Annotated in this window: 25 protein-coding genes; 15 read left to right on the forward strand and 10 right to left on the reverse strand. The window is 58.9% G+C overall.

Going from position 1 to position 23,162, the window contains the following annotated elements; all coding sequences use genetic code 11:
- Window positions 1–40: 40 nt before the first annotated feature.
- The 3 genes from MAIT1_RS07930 to MAIT1_RS07940 form a co-directional block, all read right to left on the reverse strand.
- The gene (locus MAIT1_RS07930) at window positions 41–244 is read right to left on the reverse strand and encodes a CPXCG motif-containing cysteine-rich protein (RefSeq protein WP_085441746.1); all 204 of its coding nucleotides are present in this window, start codon (window positions 242–244) and stop codon (window positions 41–43) included.
- A gap of 5 nt (window positions 245–249) precedes the next feature.
- Window positions 250–957: a class I SAM-dependent methyltransferase gene (locus MAIT1_RS07935; RefSeq protein ID WP_158089386.1), complete on the reverse strand. Its 708-nt coding sequence runs from the start codon at window positions 955–957 to the stop codon at window positions 250–252.
- A 192-nt stretch (window positions 958–1,149) separates the two neighbouring features.
- Window positions 1,150–3,060 (reverse strand): SurA N-terminal domain-containing protein, encoded by a 1,911-nt coding sequence (locus MAIT1_RS07940; protein WP_085441748.1) that lies wholly within the window; start codon window positions 3,058–3,060, stop codon window positions 1,150–1,152.
- A 364-nt stretch (window positions 3,061–3,424) separates the two neighbouring features.
- Here MAIT1_RS07940 and tpiA point away from each other — a divergent pair, with 364 nt between their 5' ends.
- Together tpiA and secG are read left to right on the forward strand one after the other, a co-directional pair.
- The gene (gene tpiA / locus MAIT1_RS07945; RefSeq protein WP_085441749.1) at window positions 3,425–4,204 is read left to right on the forward strand and encodes a triose-phosphate isomerase; all 780 of its coding nucleotides are present in this window, start codon (window positions 3,425–3,427) and stop codon (window positions 4,202–4,204) included.
- Window positions 4,205–4,303: 99 nt separating this feature from the next.
- On the forward strand, window positions 4,304–4,693 hold the full coding sequence (gene secG, locus MAIT1_RS07950) for a preprotein translocase subunit SecG (RefSeq protein ID WP_085441750.1): 390 nt from the start codon (window positions 4,304–4,306) through the stop codon (window positions 4,691–4,693).
- Window positions 4,694–5,106: 413 nt separating this feature from the next.
- Here the strand turns inward: secG and MAIT1_RS07955 are convergent, their stop codons facing one another.
- Window positions 5,107–5,586: a C-GCAxxG-C-C family protein gene (locus MAIT1_RS07955; protein ID WP_085441751.1), complete on the reverse strand. Its 480-nt coding sequence runs from the start codon at window positions 5,584–5,586 to the stop codon at window positions 5,107–5,109.
- A 352-nt stretch (window positions 5,587–5,938) separates the two neighbouring features.
- On the opposite strand from MAIT1_RS07955, the gene MAIT1_RS07960 reads away from it, so the two are divergent.
- Window positions 5,939–6,445, forward strand: a complete 507-nt coding sequence (locus MAIT1_RS07960; protein ID WP_085441752.1) for a hypothetical protein — start codon at window positions 5,939–5,941, stop codon at window positions 6,443–6,445.
- A gap of 64 nt (window positions 6,446–6,509) precedes the next feature.
- On the opposite strand, the gene MAIT1_RS07965 is transcribed toward MAIT1_RS07960, so the two are convergent.
- On the reverse strand, window positions 6,510–7,502 hold the full coding sequence (locus tag MAIT1_RS07965; RefSeq protein ID WP_085441753.1) for a glycosyltransferase family 2 protein: 993 nt from the start codon (window positions 7,500–7,502) through the stop codon (window positions 6,510–6,512).
- Window positions 7,503–7,710: 208 nt separating this feature from the next.
- Here MAIT1_RS07965 and mgtE point away from each other — a divergent pair, with 208 nt between their 5' ends.
- Window positions 7,711–9,177, forward strand: a complete 1,467-nt coding sequence (mgtE, locus tag MAIT1_RS07970; protein ID WP_241893432.1) for a magnesium transporter — start codon at window positions 7,711–7,713, stop codon at window positions 9,175–9,177.
- On the opposite strand, the gene MAIT1_RS07975 is transcribed toward mgtE, so the two are convergent.
- Both MAIT1_RS07975 and MAIT1_RS07980 read right to left on the reverse strand, forming a co-directional pair.
- Window positions 9,174–10,820, reverse strand: a complete 1,647-nt coding sequence (locus MAIT1_RS07975; protein WP_085441754.1) for an ABC transporter ATP-binding protein — start codon at window positions 10,818–10,820, stop codon at window positions 9,174–9,176. The two genes, mgtE and MAIT1_RS07975, sit on opposite strands and share 4 nt — an antisense overlap.
- A gap of 4 nt (window positions 10,821–10,824) precedes the next feature.
- Window positions 10,825–11,862: an ABC transporter permease gene (locus MAIT1_RS07980; RefSeq protein WP_085441755.1), complete on the reverse strand. Its 1,038-nt coding sequence runs from the start codon at window positions 11,860–11,862 to the stop codon at window positions 10,825–10,827.
- Between the two features lie 227 nt (window positions 11,863–12,089).
- Between MAIT1_RS07980 and MAIT1_RS21490 the strand changes: the two genes are divergently transcribed.
- The 7 genes from MAIT1_RS21490 (at window position 12,090) to MAIT1_RS08010 (ending at window position 17,020) form a co-directional block, all read left to right on the forward strand.
- Window positions 12,090–12,287 (forward strand): hypothetical protein, encoded by a 198-nt coding sequence (locus MAIT1_RS21490; RefSeq protein ID WP_143814722.1) that lies wholly within the window; start codon window positions 12,090–12,092, stop codon window positions 12,285–12,287.
- A gap of 156 nt (window positions 12,288–12,443) precedes the next feature.
- Complete coding sequence (locus MAIT1_RS07985; RefSeq protein ID WP_143814723.1) at window positions 12,444–13,226, forward strand: response regulator; 783 nt, start codon at window positions 12,444–12,446, stop codon at window positions 13,224–13,226.
- 35 nt (window positions 13,227–13,261) lie between these two features.
- Window positions 13,262–13,711, forward strand: coding sequence for a YajD family HNH nuclease (locus MAIT1_RS07990; RefSeq protein WP_085441757.1), 450 nt, complete (start codon window positions 13,262–13,264; stop codon window positions 13,709–13,711).
- An 86-nt stretch (window positions 13,712–13,797) separates the two neighbouring features.
- Window positions 13,798–14,739 (forward strand): protein-methionine-sulfoxide reductase catalytic subunit MsrP, encoded by a 942-nt coding sequence (gene msrP / locus MAIT1_RS07995; RefSeq protein WP_085441758.1) that lies wholly within the window; start codon window positions 13,798–13,800, stop codon window positions 14,737–14,739.
- Entirely contained in the window at window positions 14,739–15,353 is a 615-nt protein-coding gene (locus MAIT1_RS08000; RefSeq protein WP_085441759.1) for a protein-methionine-sulfoxide reductase heme-binding subunit MsrQ, read from the forward strand. Before msrP ends, MAIT1_RS08000 begins: the two co-directional genes overlap by 1 nt.
- A gap of 75 nt (window positions 15,354–15,428) precedes the next feature.
- Window positions 15,429–16,412, forward strand: coding sequence for a PilZ domain-containing protein (locus MAIT1_RS08005; RefSeq protein WP_085441760.1), 984 nt, complete (start codon window positions 15,429–15,431; stop codon window positions 16,410–16,412).
- Window positions 16,412–17,020 (forward strand): class I SAM-dependent methyltransferase, encoded by a 609-nt coding sequence (locus MAIT1_RS08010; RefSeq protein ID WP_085441761.1) that lies wholly within the window; start codon window positions 16,412–16,414, stop codon window positions 17,018–17,020. The genes MAIT1_RS08005 and MAIT1_RS08010 overlap by 1 nt, the downstream gene beginning before the upstream one ends.
- A 179-nt stretch (window positions 17,021–17,199) precedes the next feature.
- Here MAIT1_RS08010 and arsJ read toward each other — a convergent pair whose 3' ends face one another.
- From arsJ to MAIT1_RS08025, 3 genes are read right to left on the reverse strand one after another with little or no spacing between them, the layout of a single operon-like run.
- Window positions 17,200–18,438: an organoarsenical effux MFS transporter ArsJ gene (gene arsJ / locus MAIT1_RS08015; protein WP_143814724.1), complete on the reverse strand. Its 1,239-nt coding sequence runs from the start codon at window positions 18,436–18,438 to the stop codon at window positions 17,200–17,202.
- Between the two features lie 5 nt (window positions 18,439–18,443).
- A complete protein-coding gene (locus MAIT1_RS08020) occupies window positions 18,444–19,460 on the reverse strand; it encodes an ArsJ-associated glyceraldehyde-3-phosphate dehydrogenase (RefSeq protein WP_085441762.1) in 1,017 nt (338 codons plus the stop codon).
- 34 nt (window positions 19,461–19,494) lie between these two features.
- The gene (locus MAIT1_RS08025) at window positions 19,495–19,878 is read right to left on the reverse strand and encodes an ArsR/SmtB family transcription factor (protein ID WP_085441763.1); all 384 of its coding nucleotides are present in this window, start codon (window positions 19,876–19,878) and stop codon (window positions 19,495–19,497) included.
- A 331-nt stretch (window positions 19,879–20,209) separates the two neighbouring features.
- Between MAIT1_RS08025 and MAIT1_RS08030 the strand changes: the two genes are divergently transcribed.
- The 4 genes from MAIT1_RS08030 to MAIT1_RS08045 all read left to right on the forward strand — a co-directional run bounded on the left by MAIT1_RS08030 (window position 20,210) and on the right by MAIT1_RS08045 (window position 23,157).
- The gene (locus MAIT1_RS08030; protein WP_085441764.1) at window positions 20,210–20,962 is read left to right on the forward strand and encodes a methylenetetrahydrofolate reductase; all 753 of its coding nucleotides are present in this window, start codon (window positions 20,210–20,212) and stop codon (window positions 20,960–20,962) included.
- The gene (locus tag MAIT1_RS08035; protein WP_085441765.1) at window positions 20,962–21,630 is read left to right on the forward strand and encodes a precorrin-2 dehydrogenase/sirohydrochlorin ferrochelatase family protein; all 669 of its coding nucleotides are present in this window, start codon (window positions 20,962–20,964) and stop codon (window positions 21,628–21,630) included. The genes MAIT1_RS08030 and MAIT1_RS08035 overlap by 1 nt, the downstream gene beginning before the upstream one ends.
- A gap of 190 nt (window positions 21,631–21,820) precedes the next feature.
- On the forward strand, window positions 21,821–22,126 hold the full coding sequence (locus MAIT1_RS08040; RefSeq protein ID WP_085441766.1) for an Hpt domain-containing protein: 306 nt from the start codon (window positions 21,821–21,823) through the stop codon (window positions 22,124–22,126).
- Between the two features lie 41 nt (window positions 22,127–22,167).
- Entirely contained in the window at window positions 22,168–23,157 is a 990-nt protein-coding gene (locus MAIT1_RS08045) for a response regulator (protein ID WP_085441767.1), read from the forward strand.
- Window positions 23,158–23,162: the final 5 nt, after the last annotated feature.

Below are 23,162 nucleotides of genomic sequence, written 5' to 3' on the forward strand. Positions count from 1 at the left end.
GCGTGTGGAGGCGCTGGCGGTGGGCGTTGGGGCGGCGGGGCTAATCATCCTCACGCAGAACGGTGAGGGATTCGCTTTGTGTGTAGGGATCCCAACGCGTGATAAAGCGGATGGGGCGGCAGCAGACATGGCAATCCTCAATATACTCCTGATTGCCCAGTCCGGCTTCGCGTTGGGTGAACAGGGACTCGCCACAATAGGGGCAAGCGACACTCTCTGACCACTCCGGCGCATCGTCCCGCATGAGAACTACTCCGAAGGCTTTCGCGCAACAATAAGATATTGGAAGACGAACAGGTCACGAAATTCAAATTCGTTCAAACCACTGAGCGCAATACGACCAAAATTGATGGTGGCGGGGTACTCGTTGGGCTTGATCGCTTCGTACTGCTCGTTGAGGGTTTCGCCCACGTGGGCAATCTCCAGATTGGCGCCGTTCAACATTTTGACCATCTCCTTGATGGTGAAAAAACGCAGATGGTCACGATCAAGGATGCCGCTCTCTTCGTAGGTCCATGAACCGCTGGCCAAATTGGTAAAGACCGCGTAATAGCGCACGTTGGGGATGCTGGTGATGACGATGCCGCCCGGTTTGAGATAGCGCATGTGGCGCGCCAAGGTGCGTTCCGGATTGATCAAATGCTCCAGAATGTCGGCGTAGATAATGACGTCGAAAGAGTCCGGCGCGTGGGCGAGGGTGAGGTGTTCAACATCGCCGATATCGACATGGTCAAGCGCCTGCGCAGCCTGTTGCGCCGCTTGTTGGTCGTACTCAATGCCCGCCACATAAGGAATGCCCATCTGTTTTAGCGCTTGCCCCATAACGCCGGCGCCACAGCCCACATCCAAGATGCGTTGAGCGTCCCGTGGCACCAGGGAAATGACTTCGGGGCGCACATTGGCGTAGTAGCTGTTATCCGCTTTATGTTTGGGGTCTTGTGTGGCGGGGGAATTCAAATGCGCTCTCCTGTTGCGGCCATGATGCGGTGCAGACAGCCTGGATGCTCTGAGTGGCGTGCAATATAGTCGCCAAAGTTGGGGCGCAACGACATCCTACATACCCGGCAAGGAGAGTTGTGGGGATGTAGAAATGCGGAAGGCGCCCCTTGCGAGGACGCCTTCCATGGAAAAACTGCATAAACTCAGCGTTTACAGTTGTTTCATCAGCGCTTCATTGACGCGGACTTCAGCGCGTTCATGCAGGTCGCGCAGCAGATCTTCATACTGCTCCTGACCCAGGATCGCCGAAAGTTGGCGACGCATGGCGGTGCGTTGCGCTTCGGGCAGACGATCCTTTTCCTCCACCGGCAACACTTTGGTCAAATAGACCAGATTCAGTTTGCCGGCATCGCGCACAATCTCTGCGTGCAGCGGCGATTTGAGGGAGGTTTGGAATGCGGCGCGCCGCGCCGCTGCGCTGACGTCGCTTTTGAGATCGGTCATGAGAAAAGGCGCTGGAGTCGTCACGTGCGCCCCTTTGGGCAGGTTTGCCGTGGCCTCATCCCAGCTCTTGCCCTCGGAGAGGGCCTGTTTCACCCCAGTGAGCAGTTCCGTTGCGCTCTGTTCGTTCTGCTGCGCCATATAGGCTTGACTCACCTCATCGCGGATATCCGCCAACGGTTTGGGCTCCGGCTCTTTACGATCCAACACCTTCAGGATGAAGAATTTCCCCTCATCCACCTCAGTAACGGGGCTGAGCGCGCCGGTGGCGGTGTTAAAAGCGGCGGCGACGAATTTGGCCTGACGTTCGATCTGTTCGGCTTTATCGTCGTTCATGCTCAGGTAATCGGTCTCTTTGAAGCGCAGATTGAGATCCTTGGCGATGGCCGCTAGGTCATCACTGGTGGCGGCGCGATCCTCCAGATCGATGCTGCGTTGATAGACCTTCTCAATGGCCTTGTCAGCAATCAGCTTTTCACGAATTTCCGCGCGGGATTTCTCCAGCGGTTTGACGGATTCATGCACGATGGCGTCGACTTTGATCAGATGCACGCCAAAGGGGGTGACCACGACGTCGGAGACGGCGCCTTGCTCCAGGCTGAACGCTGCCTCATCAAACGCTTTGACCATCATGCCACGACGGATCACGCCCAGGTCGCCGCCCTGTTGTGCGGTGATATCTTCCGAAGACTCCTTGGCCACCGTCTCAAAGCTCTCGCCTGCCAGGATGCGTTCTCGCAGCACTTGAGCTTTGGCGCTGGCGTCGGCTTCGGCGTTGGGATTCTCTTTGTCGAGCTTGACCAGAATATGGCGCACGTGACGCGTTTCGGGCGTTTTGAACGCTGGCATATTCTCTTCATAATAAGCGGCGATCTCATCATCCGTGACGGTGATGTCATCGCGCACGCTGTGTTCATCGATGAGAGTGTAGGCCAGCTTCACACGCACCGGCGTCATGTATTGCGCTTGATGCGATTTGTAGAACGCCTCCAGGCTCTTATCATCAGGAGCGCTGGGTGGCTCCATGGCGTCGGGATCAATGGTAAGCAGCGCGATCTGACGTTTCTCAAGCGTCAACGCTTCGAGATCATCGAGCAGCAGGTCCGGCGTATGGATCGCAGTGGTCAGGGCGGATTGGAGCTGATCCAGCATTAAGGCCTCAAGCGTGCTGCTCTCATAGCTTTTGGGGGTCATGCCAAAGCTGCGCAAAGCGGCTTTATACTGCGTCGGGTCGAAGCGGCCATCGACTTGAAAGGCAGGGGTGTTGGCGATGTGCTCCTGCAACGCATCCGGCGAGATCGCCAACCGCAGGTCATTGGCCAGCGCCAGCATCAAGCCGCGTTCGATGGTGTTGCGCAGCGCAATCATACGCGCTCTGCTCTCAAGCGCCTGAGCGGGGATCATGCCGCCAGAGCGTTCGCGCAGCTGGCGTGTCTGCGCCTCGATTTCGCGGCGCAGCGTCATCGGCGAAACCTCTTGCCCATTGACTACGACTGCGGCGTCACGGCTGGGTCCGACGGATGCGTAATCGCCAAAAAATGCGGCGAAGGTGAAGGCCAGAAAGATCAACAGACCTTTCATTACCCAAGATTGGGCGGCGACGCGCATAATATTGAGCATAGGAAACGAGCTCCTGAGCAACGGCGGTGTGACGCGGTCAAAGGTCGCCTGCGAGGGCGACACTGTAGGATAAATGGCGTACTCTAAACAGGGGAGAGGGGGAATTCAACGGTCAGCGAGCGTGACCACAGGGAGAATTCTGATTGCGGGGGCGGTGAAAAACATCGTTGATGGTTGACTTGATTTTTTTTTCTCTTATCTTAATTTGGCCGATTTCAGAATCACTCCCGTCGTGAGTGCATGTGTTTCCCAGCTGGGGAAGATGTAGGCCAGCTTTTTTGGGCGCATCTGGAAATCGGATCTCAATGTCGATCCAAATCGTGTTGACTCAGACACTTGCTGATCACTAACGGGGGGCCGTTCCATGGGACGTCGGACGCTAATTGCGGGTAACTGGAAAATGAATGGCCTGTTGGAGACCGCCCAGGAGTTGGCGGGCGCGATCCAAACCGGGTTGACCGAGCGCGAAGAGAAGCGGGTGGTTTGCGAAGTGCTGATCTGTCCGCCGTTCACCGCTTTGTCGGCGCTGCATCAGCAGTTGGGCGAATCTTCGTTGAAGTTGGGCGCCCAGGATATGGCGGTGGAGTCCAGCGGCGCCTATACCGGAGAAGTCTCCGGTTTGATGCTGCGCAATGTGGGCTGCCGCTATGTGATTCTGGGGCACTCTGAGCGTCGTTCATATTATGGCGAAACAGACGAAGTGGTGGCCGCCAAGACCGCCTCGGCGTACCGCGATGGCCTTACCCCCATTGTGTGTGTGGGCGAAACCCTGGAAGAGCGCGAAGCGGGCAAAACCCTGGAGGTGATCGACCGTCAGGTTAACGCCATGCTGCCCAGCCTGCCGGAGACGGACTCCAAGCGTCAAACGCTGGTGATCGCCTATGAACCGGTATGGGCCATCGGCACCGGTAAGGTCGCCACCACGGAACAGGCGCAGGAGGTGCACGCGCACATCCGCGCGCAACTGGCCAAAGCGTTGGGTGACGCCACCGCCGGTAAGATCCGCATCCTCTATGGCGGCTCCATGAAGCCCGGCAACGCCAAAGAGCTGCTGGCGCAAACCGATATCGACGGCGGCCTCATCGGTGGAGCAGCCTTGAACGCCAATGACTTTTTGGCTATAGTCGATTCTTTGCCCAACTGAGCGATCAGCGCGCGCACTGTTTATTGCGTGTCATTGAGCAAGCCAGAGCAGCGCCAGCTGTTGCTCTGTTCACCCACTCTGTAAGGATTTAGGCGTTCCATGTCTCTGATTATTACCGCCATTCACGTCCTGGCGGCCCTGGCTCTGATTGGCGTGGTGTTGTTGCAAAAAGGTAGCGGCGCGGATATGGGCGCAGCATTTGGCGGCAGCTCACAGAATGTTTTTGGCGCTCAGGGTTCCGGCAGCTTTTTGGGCAAACTGACTGCGGGTCTGGCGGGGCTGTTCATGCTCACTAGTCTGACGCTGGCGTTTTTTACCACCCAAGAGGGCGCAGGCGTCTCAGTGATGGATCAAGGCGTCGCTGTCGAACAGCCTGCAGATGCGCCCACAGCGGCTGATCCCTCAGCGGACGTCGCGCCCATTCCCGCCAAACAGGCGGAGCCTATGGCGGAGTCGAGTGGCGCTAAGCCGGTGCCTGTGGGCGACTAAGTCGCTTTAACGCCGCTTACGAAGTTGACCTCAGCAAACAAAAACGCCTGCCNNCNNCGTGTCGTGTGTCGTCGTGTGTCGTCGTACGTAGTAGTAGTAGTAGTAGTACTAGTAGTAGTACGTACGTACGTACGTACGTACGTACGTACGTACGTACGTACGTACGTACGTACGTACGACGTACGTACGTACGTACGTACGTACGTACGTACGTACGTACGTACGTACGACGTACGTCGACGTACGACGACGACGACGACGTACGACGACGATCGTACGTACGTACGTACGTACGTACGTACGTACGTACGTACGTACGTACGTACGTACGACGTACGACGTAACGTACGTACGCGTCGCATTTGCGGCAGGCGTTTTTGTTTGCTGAGGGATTCTCTGTCTTGTGGCGTCGACTATTTGACGTCGTGGTGACGCAGCGTTTCAACCAGGATACGGGTGGCTTCCCCGGTCAGTTTTCGGCACTGTCGCTTGCCGATATTACGAATCACGCCAAAATCCTCCAGCAAGGCATCGCATTGATTGATGCCGCCGGTATGCTCCTGCAAACGACGCTGGAAAGCCTCTGAGACGCTCTTGACCCGTTTCTTGCGATCACCACTCACAGTCGGTTCGTCGCACATGTGTGCAATCGCCAGCGCGCCGCCAGTGAAGATTCCACAAGTGGCCTGTCTGCCGCCCATCCCGCCACACAATCCGGTCGCCATTTGATAAGGGGGATCGGTATCATTGGGGCGCATGACGCGGCCAGCGGCCAACAAGATCGCTTCTGAACAACAGTATCCTGATTTCGCTAAGGAGAGAGCCAGCTCCTCGGCTGCTTGCGCCAGGGAGCTGACTTCTTCATCAGGATTGCAACATGGGCATCCACTCATGACACACCCTGTGATTGTAATTGATAGGAAGGAATATAAATCCTAACCTATCAGATTTCACTGCAGTCTCCAAGAAATCCCACAGGCGACTGCCGCTGCTGAATAGGATAATTTTCTGCAACCAAATGATTTTATAGAGAATGTATTATATTTCTATGCTGAATTTTTATACTGCGAATCACGCAAAATGTCAATTTTGTAAATATAAGCGTTACGAATGTAAACAGGCATGTCAATTGCAAGCTTATGGTCTATATGTTTTGAGCGCCAATGCGCTAACAGGGTTCCCGAAGCGGCGATAATCCTTCTTGAGTCAGCTGCTCGACCGAATCGCATTCAATGGAGTGAAACCATGGGACGTCATACTCTTGCCGAAGCCTCTGAGTTGACCGGCGTGGACTTGGTCACGTTGTGGAAACAGGTCAATGACGGCAGCGTCAGCGTCAAACAGGACCCCTCCGGGCATGATGTGCTCGAGACTGGCGAACTGTTGAAAATCTATGAGAAGCGCTTGGAGTTGACGGCGGAGTCGCTGAGCGCCAGCGAGAAAAATCTGATTGTGCAGATGATGCAGGAGACAGCGCAATTGGAGAGTCGCGCCATGATGCTGGAGCGCGAGAACCGCACCCTCAGTGAATGTGTCGACGAGCTGCGTCAGGAGCGTAACGCTTGGCGCGATCAGACGCGCAATCTGATGACGCTGATCAAGCGTCGCATGAATCGGTCGGAGACGCCCAGCGCCGACGCCTTGGAGTCCGCCAAGCGGGAGATTGAGGCGCAGATCAAGGATAAGTGGGCCGCTAAATTGGCTCCGTTGGTGGCGCGCTTGCAACGCCAGTTGCGCAAACGCGGGGCGTGAGTTCGTCGCCCAATTACACCGATAGCCAAACGAAAACGGCCTGGGGAAACCCCAGGCCGTTTTTTTATGTCTTGCGATCCGGCGTCACTGGCGAAGGGATCCGCTGATCAGGCGGAACGGAGGCGAAGTTGAGACGTTCGCTCTCCACCACCATGGGGCGTTTGAGAATGCGGGTGTTGATGAAGCCGATATATTCGCCGATCAGCCCCAGAATGAAAATGATGATGCTGTTGAATAGGAATTGACCAATCACCAGCGGCGCCATGCCCAACTGGAAGCTATCCCAGAACAGAATTTTATAGATGAGGTAGATGACCGCCGCCATCAAGCTTATGGCGCCGAGCAGAAAGCCGCTCAGGGTCACCAGCCGCAATGGCATTTTCGAGTGGCTGGTGATGCCGTTCATGGCGATGTCGTAGAGGGTGAAGAAGTTGTTCTTGGTCACCCCAGCGCGACGGGTCGGCTGGTTATAGGGCACGGATGCGCGATTGAGCCCGATCTCCGCGATGATGCCGCGGAAGTAGGGATAGGGGTCGTCCATCTGCCGAAACAGTTCGATGACGCGGCGATCATACAGCCCCAGGCCATTGAAGTTTTCAATCAGATCCACATCGGAGATGCGCCTGGCCAGTTTGTAGAAGATGTTGCGCACCGAGGCCATCACAGGGGATTCAAAACTGGCCAGGCGGTCGGCGTAGACAACCTCATTGCCTTGATCCCACAGTTCGACAAAATCGGGGATCAGTTCCGGCGGGTCCTGGAAGTCCGCGGCAAGAGAGACCACGCAATCGCCGGTGGCTTGCAGATAGCCATAGGGGTGAGAGCGCACGGTGCCGTAGTTGCGCGCATTGAGGATCACTTTCACGGTTTCGGGATCCTCCTGCGCCAGTTCGCGCAGAATGTCCCGGGTGCCGTCGGTGGAGCCGTTATCGATGAAAAGGATCTCCAGATTGTGGTTGGGCATGCACTCCCACACATCCTTGATGGCGGTGTAGATCATGCGCGCATTCATGACTTCGTTATAACAAGCCACCACCACGCTGACGGTTCTCTTCATCAGTAACAGCCTCGGTTTGGCGTGCGTTGGGCACGTCATTCATAATGGCCTCTATGGTTGCAGCTTTTTGCCATGAACTCAATTGATGGCAATCTGTTTGTTCTCAACAAAATCCGCTTGCTGGCGGCGTTGCGCAGGCTTACTCTCTGGGGCGTTTCGTCATGGTGGCGATGCACAGGACCGCACATCCCGGCAGGGAGGACAGCGCGTGAGTGAGCCAACTTCAGAAAACCGCGATGAGTTATCTCAAGGGGCGACGAATCCTCCGCTTACCTCCCCTGTCATCGCGACTGCCGATGCGACTCAGGCGGCTGTGGTCACGCCACAAGCGGAACAGGCCGCCGCGACGCAACTGATGGAGCAGGCCAAGGAGCATCTGGCCAATCCCGCATCCGAGGCCCTGCAAGGTCAGCTGCAACAGAGCCATCCGGCGCAAATAGCGGAGATGTTGACGGGCCTGCCCAGTGAAGATCGCCAAAAAGTGGTGGAGGCGCTGCCCTCCGAGGCGATCCCCAGCGTACTGGCGGAGATGCAGACGGCGGTGCGCAACAGTCTGCTCGCCAATCTGGATGTGGGGGTGTTGACCGAGACGGTGTGCGTGCTGCCGGAACCCTACGCCGCCAAACTGCTGGAGAGCCTCCCCAACAACGTCGCCGATGAGATCCGTGAAACGCTGGACCCCAAAGCGCGTGAGCGCATTGACGCCACCTTGGAGTGGCCCAAGGGCACAGCCGGGCGACTGATGCATGTGGATGCGGTGTCGGTGCGCGCCCATGTCACCATCGCCGCCGCACAGCGTTACCTGCGTTTTCGCAAGACGGCGCCGCACAACAGTGACGGTCTGATGGTGGTGGATCGCGCCAATCGTTATCTGGGCAAGGTGACCTATGCGGCGTTGTTGACCAATCCGCCGGAAGCGACCATCGAGTCAATCCTCGATCCGCGCGCGGTGGCGGTGCAGGCGAGCCTCTCCGAAGAGGAGACGGCGCGACTGTTCGAACAGCGCGACCTGTTCTCGGTGGCGGTGGTGAATGCCGATGGCGCGCTCATTGGCCGCATCGCCGTGGATGACGTGGTGGACGTCATTCGTCGCCTGGCCGATCAGCGCATGCTGAACCTCTCGGGCATGACCCGCGAAGATGACACCTTTGGCCCGGTGCTGCCCTCGGCGCGCAAACGCGCCATCTGGCTGGGCATCAACCTGATGACGGCGTTTCTGGCCTCGTCGGTGATCGGACTGTTCGAACACACATTGGATAAGATCGTCGCCTTGGCGGTGCTGATGCCCATCGTCTCCAGCATGGGCGGCATCACCGGTTCGCAGACCTTGGCGCTGGTGATTCGTGGACTCTCCATCGGCTCCATCACCAGCCTCAACGCCCGGCGCTTGGCGCGAAAAGAGTTGGCGGTGGGCGGATTGAACGGGGTGCTGTGGGCGCTAATGGTGGCGCTGGTGACCATGCTGTGGTTTGGCGATTTCCGCTTGGGACTGATTATCGCCGCCGCGCTGGTGCTGAACATGACGGTGGCGGCGCTGGCGGGATGGGGCTTGCCGCTGTTGCTGACCAAACTGGGGCAGGATCCCGCCATCGCTGGGTCGGTACTACTGACCACGGTGACTGATGTGGTGGGCTTCTTCGCCTTCCTCGGCTTGGCGACGGTGGTTCTGCTTTAAGCGTCGGCAGAGGGGCTCTGTTCGCTGGCGCTCATCTTCAGCGCGGCGGCCAGCAGTTGCCGGGTGTAGGGGTGTTGCGGATTGTTGAACAGCGTCTCAGTGGGGCCCTGCTCCACCACGCGACCATTCTGCATCACCAGCACCTCGTGGGAGAGGGCGCGCACCACCCGCAGGTCGTGGGAGATGAACAGATAGGTGAGTCCGTGTTCACGCTGGAGTTTGCGCAGTAGATCCAGAATCTGCGCCTGCACGGAGAGATCCAGCGCGCTGGTGGGCTCATCCAGAATCAGAAACTGTGGCCGCAGCGCCATGGCGCGGGCGATGGCGATGCGTTGGCGCTGGCCGCCGGAGAATTGATGCGGATAGCGCTCCAGAGCGCTCTCGTCCAGTCCGGCCTCCACCAGGCTTTCCACGCTGCGCGCGCGGCGTTGCGCCGGAGTGAGGTCCGGCGCGTGGATCTCCAACCCTTCGCTCATAATCTGCTCGATGGTCATGCGCGGCGACAGCGACGAGAAGGGGTCCTGGAACACCACCTGGGCGTGGCGACGCCAACTGCGCAGCGTCTTGCGGGACGCGCCGCCCAACTCCGTGCCATCGAATTTCAACAGACTTCCGTGTCCGGCATTGAGCCGCAGCAGGGTCTCGCCCAGGGTGCTTTTGCCGCTGCCCGACTCGCCCACCACGCCCACGGTCTCGCCGCGCCGCAAGGTGATGCTCACATCATCCACCGCGCGCACATGGTCCACCGTGCGTTTGAATAGGCCGCGCTTAATGGGGAAGTAGCACTTGAGCGCCTGCGCTTCATAGAGCGCCTCAGGACGCGGCTGGGCGCTCTGCGGCGCGCGGTCCGACGGCAGACTGGCCAGTAGCTGTTGCGTGTAGGGGTGCTGTGGGTTTTCAAAGATCTCCACAACGCTGCCAGTCTCGACGATCTGACCATGGCGCATGACGCAGACGCGGTCGGCGGTGTGGCGCACCATAGGCAGGTCGTGTGTGATCAGCAGCATGCCCATGCCCAGTTCGCTGCGCAGCTGTTTGAGCAGGGTGAGAATCTGCGCCTGGATAGTGACGTCCAGCGCGGTGGTGGGTTCGTCGGCGATGAGCAGCTGCGGCCCACACGCCAGCGCGGCGGCGATCATCACCCGTTGGCGCTGGCCGCCGGAGAGCTGATGCGGATAGCTGTTAAACGCCCGCTGCGGATCGGGCAGTCCGGTCTGCGCCAGCAGCGCCAGGGCGCGCTCACGCATCGCCTCATGCGTCGATTTATGATGGATGCGCAGCGGCTCCATCACCTGGGCGCCGATGCGCTGCACCGGGTTGAGCGCCGTCATGGGCTCTTGGAACACCACCGCGATATCGCGCCCGCGCAGTTGCTGGAATCCATGCTCATCCAGGCCGGTGAGATCGCGACCGGCAAACTGCCTGCGCCTGGCGTGGATGCGCGCCGAGCCAGGCAGCAGATTGAGCAGTGAAAGCGCGGTGACGCTCTTGCCGCTGCCCGACTCGCCCACCAGCGCCAGAATCTCGCCCGGGGCCATGGCGAGGCTGGCGCCGCGCACCGCCTCCACACGCCGCTCAGGTGTCTCAAAGGCGATGTTGAGATCTTCAATTTCGATCAAAGGGGATTGCGTCGGCTCCGCCATGGGCTCACTCCTTGCGGGGGTCCATGGCGTCGCGCAACGCTTCGCCGATGAAATTGAGCAGCAGCAGCATCACCGCCAGCACCACGAAAGTGGAGAGCGATAGCCACCACGCCTCAATGTTGCCTTTGCCCTGGCGCAGCAGCTCGCCCAGGCTGGGGGTGGAGGGGGGCACGCCCAGACCGAGGAAGTCGAGGCTGGTCAGCGCCAGAATCGCCCCGGAGATGCGAAATGGCAAAAACGTGATCACCGGCGTCATGGCGTTGGGCATCAGATGGCGCCACATGATGCGACGGTCCGATGCGCCCAGGGCCAGTGCGGCCTTCACATAGGTGAGGTTGCGCGAGCGCAGAAATTCGGCGCGCACGTAGTCGGAGAGTCCCATCCAGCCGAATAGCGACAGCAGGCCCAACAGCAGCAGCAGACTGGGGTTGAACAGGCTGGCGAAGATGATCAGCAGATAGAGCTCCGGCATGCTGCTCCAGATCTCGATAAAGCGCTGTCCCAGCAGGTCAGTGCGACCGCCGAAATAGCCTTGCAGCGCGCCAGCCATGATCCCAAGAAAGACGCCGATGGCGGTGAGGGCCAGGGCGAACAGCACCGACACGCGAAAGCCGTAGATCAAGCGCGCCAGGACGTCGCGGGCGCGATCATCGGTGCCCAGCAGATTCTGTGGCGAGGGCGGCGAGGGGGCCGGCTGCGTCAACTCCAGATTGATGGAGTTGTAGCTATGCGGGTTGAGGGGAAACAGCGCCCAGTTGCCATTGCCGGTAATCTTCTCCAGCACAAACGGGTCTTTATAGTCCGCTTCGGTCTCGAAGTCGCCGCCAAACGCGGTTTCGGGATAGGTGATGAAAATCGGGTAGTAGAGCTGACCTTCGAAACTCACCACGATGGGTTTGTCATTGGAGAGCGCTTCGGCGAACAGCGACACGCCGAACAGGAGGAGAAAGATCCACAACGACGCATAGCCGCGGCGGTGATTTTTAAACCGACGCCAGCGTTGTTGGCTCAGTGGCGAGAGTGTGGGCAGGCGTGTTCTCATGGGCGGTGTGGCGCAATGGCGGCGGAAGTCCCATCGCTGGCTGCGCGTTGGCCTGGGGTTTGCACAATTGAGCGTACGTAGGAATGAATGCCGAACAGTGACATAAGCTCTTGATTCCGATCCGTCCGTGCGCAGGATGCGCCGCTTTGTCGAAGCATGACAAATGACGGTTCATTTTGATGCCGCGCGTCTTGATGTGGAGCGCAAGCGCGCAACGGAGGCCTTCCATGGGTGTTAATGCAAAAAACGAGATGTTGCAAGGTTCTGAGCAGTCCACACGACAAATCTCCGCGCCAGCCACAGCCGAGGCTCCCGCCGCCGCGGGGCTGCACTCCGATTCCGGTCGCCGTCTTAATATGGACACAATTTTGACGGAATCCGAACTGAATCGTCTGATCAAGATACTTGTTCCGTCAGCTATCTGACAAATCCGCCGTTTTGGATTGCTCCGCTTTACATTGGAGACTGAAAAATCTGTGCGTAACAGAATTTTCCGTCTGTTTCTGAGTGGGGCTGAGAGATTATGTTATAGGTGGGGATGGCAATTTTACCGCCTGAGCGCGGGCATAATCGAGAACCGAGTGGATAAACCGTCACGCATATTGATCGTTGATGATAATCCAACCAACCTGAAGGTCTTGCGCAGCATGCTGGGCGCCTTGCGCGCCTCCAATCTGGAGGTGGACGCCGCCGCCACAGGCGATGATGCGCTGAACCTGATCTCAGGCCATCGCTATGCGCTGGTGTTCATGGATTGTCACATGCCGGGATTGAGCGGATCGCAGACCGCCGAGTTGATCCGCGCACAAGAGCAGCAGTTGCTGTTTGCCCACACGCCGATCATCGCTTTGACCGCCCATGCGCCTGACGAGGGCGAGGCCGCCGCCGCCGCCGCCGGCATGGATGGTTTTCTCACCAAGCCCATCGACATGGAGACCCTGCGGATTTTACTGGAGCGCTGGTTGCCTGCGCAGAGCGCCGCGCCGGAGGAAGCGCCTGTGAGCGCTCCAGAAGACGCCGACGCTTATGACGTCACCAAAGCGATGAACGCCCTGGGGCTGCCCGAAGAGACCCATCAAGAGGTGGCTGAGGTGATTGTGGAGGAGATTCCCACCATGCTGATGACCCTGCACACGTTGCTCGATCATGGCCGCATGCAGGAGGCGCGGGAACAGAGCCATATTCTCAAAGGCAGTATGGCCAACGCGATCTTCCCCCAATTGCGCGAGCCAGCAGAGTCCATGCACCTACACATTCGCGCCAAAGACGCCAAACAGTCTCTGGCGGGGCTGGCGCGTTTGCAAAAAGCCTATCAGCCCATTCTGGATATGCTCATCGCCCGCTATGGATTGCGCCCGCATTAATCCCGCGTTCAGAACACAACGATTCGGAGAAGATCATGGCCCTGCGTTCGCGCCAAGTTAAACGCAAACAACCCGCCAAACCGCAGGCTGAGAGCAGCGCGCGTATCGATCAGGTGGTGAATCAGGCGTTGGATGCGCAGTCCAAACGCAACGCCGGTTATCGCGAACAGTCATTGAAGATCCACCCGTGGGTGTGTGGGCGCTGCGGTCGTGTGTTCACCCGCGAGACCCTCTCTGAATTGACCGTGCACCACGTCGACCACAATCATGACAACAACCCCACCGATGGCAGCAACTGGGAGAATCTGTGCGTCTACTGCCACGACCGGGAACATGAGAAGATGCATGACCATGCGCAGCGCTCGGCGGGCGGTTCAGTGCGCGATGACCAGGACCAACTGGTGGCCTACCAGGATCAGAGCGGCGCTCAGGAAGCCAGTGATAACCCCTTCGCCAAGCTCAAGGGATTAATCGACGGAAACTGACTGCATGCGCGTACAAGGAACTGAATCCCATTCGGTCCACTCCCATGACATAAGGCCTGAAACCCGCTTTTCAAGGAGCGCACGCCATGAGCAGCAAGCCCCAGTGGGAGATCCCGCCCGCGTCCGAAATCACCCCCCATGAGGTCTACCTCAGCCGCCGACAAATTATGCAGGCGGGCGCGGTGGGCGCTGCGGCCATGACGTTGCCGCTGGCCTCGGTTGATGCGGCGGGCAAACCGCTCAAGGCGCCGCGCAACGCCGACTTCTCCACCAGCGAAGAGTTGACCAAATACGATGACGTCACCGGCTACTGTAACTTCTATGAGTTGGGCAGCGGCAAGCGACACCCCACCGCCAACGCCCATTGGCTCAAAACCGAGCCCTGGAGCGTGGAGATCGCTGGCGAGGTCAAACAGCCCGGCAAGTTGGATCTGGATCAGCTGCTCAAGCCCCACGACCTGCAGGAGCGGGTCTACCGTTTGCGCTGTGTGGAGGGGTGGTCCATGGTGATCCCCTGGATCGGCTTTCCCTTGGCGGAGCTGATCAAGCGGGTGGAGCCCTCGAGCAAAGCCAAATTTGTGGCGTTCGAAACCCTGATGGATCCGATCAATCTCAAAGGACAGCAACGTCCCATCCTGGATTGGCCCTATCAGGAGGGTTTGCGCATGGATGAGGCGATGAATCCGCTTACCCTCATCGCCGTCGGCCTGTATGGCGAGGTTCTGCCCAACCAGAACGGCGCGCCGCTGCGTCTGGTGGTTCCGTGGAAATACGGCTTCAAGAGCATCAAATCCATTGTGCGCATCCATTTTCAGGAGTCGCAGCCGCGCACCTCTTGGAACTTTCACGCCCCCGAAGAGTATGGCTTCTACGCCAACGTCAACCCGCAGGTGCGCCATCCGCGCTGGAGCCAGGCCACTGAACGGCGCATCGGCGAATTCCGTCGCCGTAAAACGCTGGTGTTCAACGGCTACGGCGAACAGGTAGCGCATCTGTATACAGATATGGATCTGAGCGCCAACTTCTGATGAGTGTGTCGCGCTTTCTGAGTCGTTCGCCCTGGCCGGGCCGCCTGCTGTTCGTTATCTGCCTGATCCCCGTTGCGCGTCTGGGCTGGGGCATGTGGCAGGGGACCCTGGGCGCCAATCCCATTGAGTTCATTCTGCGCAATCTGGGCGATTGGACGCTCTATCTCCTACTCATGACGCTGGCGGTGACTCCGCTTTCGGCGTGGGCGCCGTTGGCGTTCCTGCGGCGATATCGACGCATGCTGGGGTTGTATACGTTCTTCTATGCTCTCCTGCATGGTTTAAGCTACATCGGCCTTGACCGCTTCTTCGACTGGGAGCTGCTGTGGCTGGATGTGGTGGACCGCAAATTCATGACCGCTGGCATGGCGGCGTTTCTCCTGCTGATCCCTCTGGCGGCCACCTCCAATGCCGCCATGATCCACCAATTGGGCGGCGCGCGGTGGCGGCGTCTGCATCGTCTGGTCTATGCCATCGCCATCCTGGGGGTGGCGCACTTCTTCTGGCTGACCCGCGCCGATTTTCGCGAACCACAAAAGATGGCGGCGATTCTCGCCTTTCTGTTGGGTTGGCGTCTACTTGACTGGATGCGTAAACGCCACGTTCCATCGTGAAATTTCGTTATTTTTGCAGTAACCTGTCCTCAGAACCCGCCTATCGCCCCAACCGGACAGGAGCGTTGTGATCCCATGACGGATGACGCCACCGATCAGACCCCCGACAGCAACGCCCTGGAAGAGGCGGCGCCCGAGCCGCAACCGGAGTTCGATTCGCTCATCGAAGTCCCGGCGCAGATCACCGAGCATCTGAAGCGCTGTTTTCTCGAAGAGGAGCGTCTGGAGGTCAAAATCGGCAAGCTGTCGCGTCACTACTTCTCCGGCGTGGCCGATCGCCCCCCTGTCGACCCGCGCGAGATGGAGGCGGAGGCCACCCAGGAGCCGCTGTTTCTGGCGCAGAGCGTGAGCTATCTGGACGAGGGCAAGTATCTCCTACTCGAACCCTTGGAGCCGGTGGCCGCCAACGCCCTGGTCAAAAAGCACCCGGAAGCGCCGCTCACCCTGCGTCTGTTCGACGGTATGCAGACCATGCAGACCGAGGTGTTTCTAAAGGGTCTGGTGAAAGTCTTTGGCGAACCGGCGCTCAAAGTCACCTTTCCTGAGTCTCTTGGCGTGTTTCGCCAACGCCGTCACTTCCGCTCCCATGTGCCGCGTGAGGCGCGTCTGCATCTGGCGGTCTCCGGCAAGGATGTGGAGCCCTTCGAGGCCGATGGGCTGGATATCAGCGTCGGTGGTATGGCGTTCTTCCACCATCGCGATCTTACTGACAGCTTGCCGCCGGAGAAGCCGTTGCGCCTGCGCCTGAATATGGAAGGCGAGGAGACGCTGGAGCTCTCCGCCTTTGTGCGCGCCAACCGTCCGGTGTTGCGGCGTATGGTCAAGGCCAAACTCTGCCGCCCCATTCACGCCATTACTGCGGTGCAGTTCGACGTCGAGGACGCCGCCCTGGAGCGCAGCATCAACGCCTATATGGGCAGAATTCAACAGATCTGGCTGGCGCAGCGGCGCAAGAATGAGATTGAACTGCCCCGTGAGCCCAAAGAGAAGAAGTCTTCGGCCATGGATGAACTGTTCAAGACCAAGAACGAAAAACGCAAAAAGATTCTCGGTTTCTGATGCAGCCGCAGAGTGCAGCAGGCGTGGATGAACGCGATATTTTGATCGCTTTTGGCGTGCTGGTGGCGATGCTGCTCATCGCCGGGTGGATCGCCTGGCGCACGTGGCGCACCGGCGCGCCGCCCATGCCCTCTAATGGGCGTATGCGCCGCGCATTGTTGGAGGTTCTGCCCCGCGCCATGAGCGGGCGGGTGGTGGAGCTGGGCAGCGGCTGGGGCGGTTTGGCGTGGCGGCTGGCGCGGCTCTATCCAGCGGTTGCAGTGGTGGGGGTGGAGTGCTCCGAACTCCCGTGGCTGGTCTCCTGGCTGCGCTTGAAGCTCACTTGGCGGCGCCCCAAGCATCTGCAATTTCTTTATGGCGACTTCTTTGCGCAGGATCTCACGGACGCCCAATTGGTGGTGTGCTATCTCAACCCTGAGACCATGAGCCGATTGCGTCCCAAACTCATGGCGGAGTTGCGGCCCGGCGCCTATGTGGCGTGTATCGGCTTTGCGCTGCCGGAGATTCCGCCCATGGCGGTGCGCCATCTGGATGATTGGATGCAGACCAAAATCTACCTCTACCAGATGGAGGGGGAAGAGCCGAAGCCGCTTAACTATGCAGTTTAATAAATGACTGCATAGCGGCAAATCAGGTTATTGATAAGCACAATTCTCAATGCGCGTACGGAGCCAACTCACGAGGGTCCAGGGAAATCATTTCCCTGGCGGGTCGAGGGCAGCGCCCTCGTAGGTCCAGGGCAAAGTCCTGGCCGGGTCTGGGCCGGAGGCCCAACCTCTTAAAGCCTTCAATGGTTGCTCGACGGATCAATATATTGCGTCGGCAATCCATGGGAGAGCAGCCACGCCGCCGCCAACATGAGGGCCGAGGCCCACAGACAGCCGATCAATCCAAACCCTTGATAGAGCCAGCCGGAGAGCACCGTTCCGGTCAGACGCCCAGCGGCGTTGGCCATGTAGTAGAATCCCACCTTCATGGCCGCCGCGTCGCGATCGGCATAGCGCAGAATCAGGTAGGAGTGCACGGCGCTATTGAGGGCGAAGATGACGCCGAACAGCATCAGGCCGCAAACGATCACCCATCCGGGCGACCAACCCATATTGAGCGTCATGGCGATGAGAACCGGCACGCCGGTCAGGGCCAACGCCAGCAGCCGCGCAGCGTTGCCATTGGGTTCATGCCCGGCGCCGCGCCGCCGCCATAACATCGGCGCAGAGGCTTGCACCACGCCGTAACCGATCACCCACAGCGCCATGAAGCCGCCAATGCGCCAGAAGTCCCAGCTCAGCACGCTATCGAGAAACAGCGGCAACGCGACTACAAACCAGACATCGCGGGCGCCGAACAGAAACAGCCGCGCCGCCGCCAACACATTGATCTCCCGCTGGTGGGAGAACAGCTCGCGCCAGTGGGGCGCGCGCTTTTTCTGCTTGGCCGCCAGTCGCGGCAGCAGCAACCCGGCTGCGGTCAAGGCAACGGCCAGCAACCCGGCCAGACTCCACAGCGCCGCGCGATAGCCCAGCCACTCCAATAGCGCCGCGCCGAGGAAGAACCCCGCGCCTTTGAGGGCGTTTTTGCTCCCCGTCAGCGCCGCCACCCAACGGAACAGTTTGGCGCCTTCGTCGGCCTCGGTCACCAGCAGCTTGACCGAGGTTTTGGCGCTCATCTTATTGAGATCCTTGGCGATCCCAGAAAGTGCCATACACGCCATCACAAACGGAACCGAGAGCCACGCGTCCGGCCCCCCCAACAGCCCCAAAGCGACAATCTGCAGCGCCATGCCGATCAGCAGCGTGGCGTTGAGTCCCATGCGTGCGGCCAAATAGCCGCCTGCGCCGTTGGTGATGATGCCAAACACCTCATAGAAGAGGAACAGCATCGCCACATCAAACGGCGCGTAGCCCAGATTGTGGAAATAGAGCACCACCAGCATGCGGATGGCGCCATCTGTGAGGGTAAACGCCCAATATGCGCCGGTCACCACCGCGTAGCCGCGCAGGGCGGCGCGCTGCGCCAGTTCCAGCACCGCGCTTACTCCGCCAATCCCAGGGCGATCATGCGGGCGATCTCCATCATGCGGTTCACATAGCCCCACTCATTGTCATACCACGCCAGAATCTTCACCTGGGTCTCATTGATCACCAGGGTGGAGAGGGCGTCAATAATCGACGAACGCGGATCGCCCTTGAAGTCCACCGACACCAGGGGGCGCGTCTCATACCCCAGAATTCCCCGCAGCGGACCTTCGGCGGCCTGTTTGAGCAGGCCATTAACCTCCTCAACGGTGGTGGGGCGCTCCACTTCAAACACACAATCCGTCAGCGACGCATTCAACAGCGGCACGCGCACCGCCAAGCCGTTCAAGCGTCCAGTCAGCTCTGGAAAAATCTGCGTGATGGCGGTAGCCGAGCCGGTGGAGGTGGGGATCAAAGATTGACCGCAGGCGCGGGCGCGACGCAGATCCTTATGCCCCTTGTCGACGATGGTTTGCGTGTTGGTGATGTCGTGAATGGTGGTGATGGCGCCGTGACGGATACCCAACCCTTCATGAATCACCTTCACCACCGGGGCCAGACAGTTGGTGGTGCAGGATGCGGCGGTGACGATGTGATGTTCGGCGGGATTGTAGAGTGTATGGTTGATGCCCATGACCAGATTGAGCGCGCCCTGCTTGACCGGCGCGGCTACCAGCACTTTGCGCGCGCCATTATCCAAATACGGATTGAGCGTCTCCGGGGTTTTGAATTTCCCCGACGCCTCCAGCACCAGATCGACCCCTTTTCCCGCCCAGTCCACAGCGTGGGGGTTGCGGCTCTGGCTATAGCTGATGGGCGCGCCATCAATGCTAAAGCTCTCACTATCGTTGCTGCGCACATCGCGCCGCCACGGCCCTTGAACCGAGTCAAACGCTAGCAGATGAGCCGAGCAAGCCGCATCGGCGCCCGGATCATTGATATGCGTCACGGAGAACTCAGGCCAGTCCCAGGCTGCGCGCAACGCCAAACGCCCCATGCGTCCAAATCCATTGATGCCGATTCGAATGGTCATTGAGGTTCCTTTTTGAGTGCGTCAACTGGGCGCGTTATTGCGCGTTGGTGGTGCAGTGTTCGGCATACGATGCTCTTGCGCGTAGCCGTTGCAGGTCATCCGCCATCACCTCATCGTCAGGCGCATGCTTCAGTAAAATTGGCGTGATTTCACGCCCGATTTGCGGCATGTAGGCTGACAAGCGGTAACGCATCCACACCCCATCACGCCGCGCAGTCACCCATCCGCTATTTTTTAAATAAGCCAAATGGCGTGAAATGGCGCTCTGGGACTCGCCGGTGACGGCGATGAGGTCGCACACGCAGATCTCGTCACAACTGGCGATAAGGGCCAATAAACGCAGTCGCAATGGCTCGCTCAGGGCCTTGAAGAGCGCTGGCCACGCCTCCTGGCTTTGACTGGGGGACGCCTGTTTCATGGGAACTCCTGAAATTCCGTATATTCGCATAAGCAGATATAAGGATATGAATTTGACAAGTTTCTGTCAATTCACACTGTGTTTCCATTGACGTAGAGGTGGGAATTGGCGATCTTGATGCGACAATAATACACAATCCACCCAGGAAAATTCGGCATACATTTTCTCTGTATGCCGAGACGGGATCAGGGCGATTGCATGAACTCTTGGCGACACTCCACGCCAGATGCGCAGAGTGCTACAGCAGGGAAATGCAGTTGAAGCGACGGCGCCAGTCGCCATGTTGAGCTTGCATAAGACATTTAGGAAGAGAGAGGGAGGCCAGGAGGGCATGCGGATTTCGGTGGAGTTGACGCCGCGCACGGCAGAAGGCTTGGAAGCGGATCTGGCTTTGGTGGCGCAAACATGTCCCCAGGCCAGCGCCATTAACATTCCCGATCTGGCGCGTTTTGCAGTGCGCAGTTGGAGTGGATGCGTGGCGGCGAAAAAGCGCTTTGCCCACGCCATTCCTCATATCCGCGCCTGGGAGTTGGCCCCCGATGTCGCGCCGCCCATGTGTGATCTGCTGCTGGCGCACGGCATCGATGAGGTGCTGGTGGTGACCGGCGACCCCGCCGCCGATGGCGCCGCCGCGCAATCCACAGCGCTGCAGGCGATCAGCGCGTTTAAAAAGGCGATGCCCAATGCGCGCATTTACGCTGCATTGGATCCCTATCGCGCCGGCTTCCGCCAGGAGTTGGATTATGTCGCCGCCAAAGTGGACGTCGGCGCCGACGGCTTTTTCACCCAGCCTTTCTTTGATCTGCGCCTGATGACGCTGTTTGCCGAAATGATGCACGATCAGACCGTGTTCTGGGGCGTCTCGCCGGTCACCTCTGAGAAGTCGCAAGCCTACTGGGAGCGCGTCAACAAGGTGGTGTTCCCGCGTGATTTCACTCCCACTGTGGAGTGGAACATCAACTTTGCCCATCAAGCGCTGGATTTGGCGGAGCAGGCGGGCGGACACGTCTATCTGATGCCCATCCGCATCGATCTTGCAACCTACTTGACCGGTGTGTTCGAGCGCAGTCAGGACCATGCGTAATGGATGAGTCGCCACACTACCTGCCGCTATTCCTCGATCTGCGACAGCGTGCTTGTCTGGTCATCGGCGCCAACGAGGAGGCGTTGGTGAAAACCGGCGCGTTGATCGCTGCCGGCGCGCAAGTGACGCTGCTGGCTCTGGAGTTGGAGGGCGAGTTGCTGGCTTTAGCTGAAGAGGGCGCATTGGCTTGGCGTCGTGAACCCTTTACGCCGGAGATGCTCGACGATGTGTGGTTCGTGTTGTGTGCTGATGACAACCCGGAACTCCACATGCGGTTGAGCCGCGTGTGCGCGCAACGGCGCATTTTTTTGAATGTGGTGGATCGTAAAACGCACTGTTCGGCGATCTGGCCTGCGCTGGTGGATCGCCACCCGGTGGTGGCTGCGCTGACCACCGGCGGCGCCAGCCCGGCGCTCAGTAGCTGGTTGCGACGGCGTCTGCAGCAGGCGATCCCGGAAGGTGTGGACGCTCTGGCGCAGTGGCTGAGCGCATGGCGCGCGCGGGTGGCCAAACAGCGCAGCACGTTTGCGCTGCGGGCGAGATTCTGGCGTGAGGCGTTTGAGCAGGATAAAATTCCCGAACTCTATTTGGAGGGGCGTATTCAAGAGGCGGACGCTCTCCTTAAACAACGCCTTGAAGGTTCAGAGGATGGCCGCAAACCGACCTGAATCACGCTTGTGATTGAGAACTATTTGTCCGCTGCGTGCGAGTATGCTTATATGCTTATGCAGGATCTGTGGCCCGCGCGGGAATAATGTGACGATGGTGCGGCAGTTGCCTGACACATAGAGTGGAGTATGTTACCATTTACCGCATTGAACCCGCTGTGCGGTGGTCTCGTGATGGGAGGGAGATGGCATGTCTGGCGATAAGATTGTGGTGGTCATTGACCGGGATCTGGAAGACATCGTGCCTGGCTATATTGAGAACCGGCACAAAGACATTGAAGCGCTGCGCAAAGCGGTGGAAGAGGGCGATACCGAAACCGCCAACGTGCTGGGGCATCGCATGAAAGGTTCCGGCGCCGGTTATGGCTTCGATGAGATTACCGAAATTGGCCGCCATATCGAGACCAGCGCCAAATCCAACGATATCGATGGGGTAAAAAAAGGCGTGGCGGACCTGGAGTCCTATCTGCAACGGGTGGAAGTCACCTACGAATAAACAGAGGGCTTTAAGTCTTAGCCAAACGCTGGATTCAGTTTGTGAAGATACTTCTGGTCGATGACTCTCCCGATGATCGCTTGCTGCTTCAGACAATTTTGAAGCGGGCGGGATATCGTGATCTTGTCACCGGCGATTCTGGCCAAGCGGCGCTCAACGCACTGGGCGTCTCTTGGGAGGGCAACGAAGCGCGCGCGCCGTTGTGGAGCGTCGATATCCTCCTGATGGACGTCATGATGCCCGGTATGGATGGGCTTGAGACGTTGCGTCATCTGCGCGCCGACCCTCGCTATGCTCTTTTGCCAGTCATTATGGTCACCGGCAACAGCGCCGCCTCGGATCTGGCGGAAGCCTTCTCCGCCGGGGCTACCGACTATGTGACCAAGCCCATCCAACGGGTTGAGCTGTTGGCGCGATTGAAAGCCTTGATTGACCTGGAAGAGGCCAATCGGCAAATGCGCCAGAGCGAAAAGCGTCTGCGCGATTTGACCGCCTCCATGGCGGAAGGGCTGCTGAGCGTCAATGATCAGATGACGGTGGTTTTCGTCAATCCTCAAGCCAGCAGTTTGCTCAATCTCTCCGAAGATCAAATCATCGGCTATCCCATCGAACGCCTGCTGCGTCCTGAGTCCGGCTTGGAGAAGGAAGAAGCAAACGCCATGCAGAGCATGGTCGAGGTGTGTCAGGGCAAATCCCGAAAAACTCGCGGCGAATCGCAATTCAATCGTTATCAGTCGGCCCCATTCCCAGCCTCGTTTTCAGCCGCCGCCATTTATGAAGGCGAACAGTTTACCGGCGCGGTGTTGAGCTTTCGCGATATCACTGTGCAGCGCCATCGTGAAGAGCGCTTGCGACTGGCCGCCAACATCATCGAAAACAGCCAAGAGGGGGTCATCGTGGTGGATCCGCAGTTGCGGATCATCGACGTCAACCCCGCTTTTAACTACATCACGGGTTACAGCCGCGCCGAAGTGATTGGCAAGTCGCCGCAGATATTGAGCTCCGGGTGTGCTGGTTCAGCGGAAACATGACAACC

It is taken from the genome of Magnetofaba australis IT-1, assembly GCF_002109495.1.
In the GTDB taxonomy this organism is placed as follows: Bacteria; Pseudomonadota; Magnetococcia; order Magnetococcales; family Magnetococcaceae; genus Magnetofaba; species Magnetofaba australis.